Origin of the sequence: Pseudomonas sp. NPDC089996 (assembly GCF_044748405.1) — a bacterium.
Taxonomy (GTDB): domain Bacteria; phylum Pseudomonadota; class Gammaproteobacteria; order Pseudomonadales; family Pseudomonadaceae; genus Aquipseudomonas.
Genome location: NZ_JBIVGA010000042.1, coordinates 1 through 1,912 on the forward strand (window position 1 = coordinate 1; position 1,912 = coordinate 1,912).

Annotated in this window: 1 protein-coding gene and 1 pseudogene; both read right to left on the reverse strand. The window is 47.8% G+C overall.

Features of this window, described 5'->3' with window-relative positions:
* Positions 1-560: pseudogene (locus ACIPW4_RS27280) on the reverse strand (type IV secretion protein Rhs); the annotation flags it as partial.
* Between the two features lie 470 nt (positions 561-1,030).
* Entirely contained in the window at positions 1,031-1,567 is a 537-nt protein-coding gene (locus tag ACIPW4_RS27285) for a hypothetical protein (RefSeq protein WP_400663770.1), read from the reverse strand.
* Positions 1,568-1,912: the final 345 nt, after the last annotated feature.

Here is a 1,912-nt window from a genome sequence, read left to right on the forward strand (position 1 = left end):
TAACGGAAGTGATAGTGCTCGCCGTCGCTGGTCCAGTGCTCGACGACGCGCGGTTTGCCGTCTTGAGTCTCCCAGCGGTATTCGCAGATCAGGCCCAGGGCATTACTGTGCCGCGTCATCAGCTTTTCGACATAGCCGAACTGGCGTACCGAATCGCCGTTACGATTGATCACCTCGGCAAGCTGGCCATTGTCGTCGTAACGGTAACGCACCAGCGTTTCAACGGCGCTTTCGCCAACCACGCGCTTGACGTGGGTCAGGCGGCCCAGTGGGTTGTCGTAGTGCAGGTGCACGCGCAGTGCCCCTGGTGCGGTGATATCCGTCAGGCGGCCATCGGCACTGTAGGTGAAATGCAGGTAATGCCCCAGCGCATTTTCCACGCGCTGCAAAGGCGAGCGCGAATTGTCATCTGGCACCTCGCCAAAATAGAAAAATACGTTATCGAGCGTTTGCAGAAGATAGTGCCCGCCCTGGGAGCGAACGAGATGAATACGCTCATGGGGGTTATAGATACTCTCGCCTGGTTCCAGGTCAACGAACGGAACACTGCGCCCTTGGTTAATGCGATCGCTCTTTCTAGATATCTTTTATTCGATGAAATATGACCAGGAATAGCTAGAGAGCGGAGAACGCCCTCTAGCTTGAGCTTAATTGTTAAAGAACAACAAGAAAGGCTTAGAAACTATTACAGGCATGCTGTAAATCCTACCAATCCCCCCGCCAAGCCTCAAGGTAGTAGCTATCTCTAGGGATTGAGACTAGCTCTCCTAGCCTATATAAAACATCCAGCAACGAATCTCTTTCAATCGTTTCGATCGAAGCCCCAAACTCGTTCACTCGAAGAACACAACGCTTAAACAACGGAAGCATTCGGGGGCCATATTGAGAGCGAGACACCCCTATTAAATCCATCACCAAGCTGTTCAATGCCGGCATAAGATCTGCCAATAACTCTTCATCGCCCTCCAAATAACTTAACTGATCCCAAAAATCTTTTAGCATCATCTCCAAACACATCCATTCTGAGACTCTAATTCAATGGCCGCCTAATACCGGGGAACAAAAACTCCTTTGACGAATCCCAGTTAACACCAGTTTCTCGATAGCTTTTAATACGAACAATAATTTTCTCGGGATCACCTACCATCCCACAAAGCTCATAGCGATGAATTAACTCCAAGTCACTATCTGGTGACAAGGAATTTTTAATCACCTGCGCTCCGATATTCGAATAGCTCTCCGATAATTCTATAAGTTTAGCACCAGTATTTCCAGGACTTCCAAATATCGCCGAAAGCATAACTTTCTCCACAGGGCGAGCATTTGGCACTACACAATCACTAGAAATTACACGGTTGAAAATTTTTTTTATGTTTTTTATGGATACAAAAATCGCGAACAATAAATCGACATCATTTAAATCAATATCATCCCAGTCATCCTCATCCCTGAAGATATTAAAGACCTCTAAAAGGTGATTACTTCTCATCTGAGCAATAGTATAAACACCCTCTTCCACCTTGACACTTAAAACCAGTCCTTCTTCCCACTTTAAAGATTTCAACATGTTGTCGCCCCTTTTAGTTTTCCGCTAGATTTAGCATTACCACTCGGAGTTCTATGCTCATCTGCTGCCGCAAGATAGCGATCTCTATTGGGGTTATTTACCCCCACAGGATTTTGTTTATTAGACGTTCCTTTTAGACCACCTCGATCCTCAAATACCCTTTGCTCTAACCCCCTTGCCGTATCTTTCCCTGCCTGACCATCACCTACAAAGAATGGTTCAGGCGCCAGGTCAAAATGCGCCGTGCTTTGCGAGCAGGTTGCCCTTGTCGTCGTAACGCGCTCGCCAGGTGCTGCCGTCCGGGTAGCTGACCTGGGTCACCAGCGTGGTCAGGTGGTGATACTC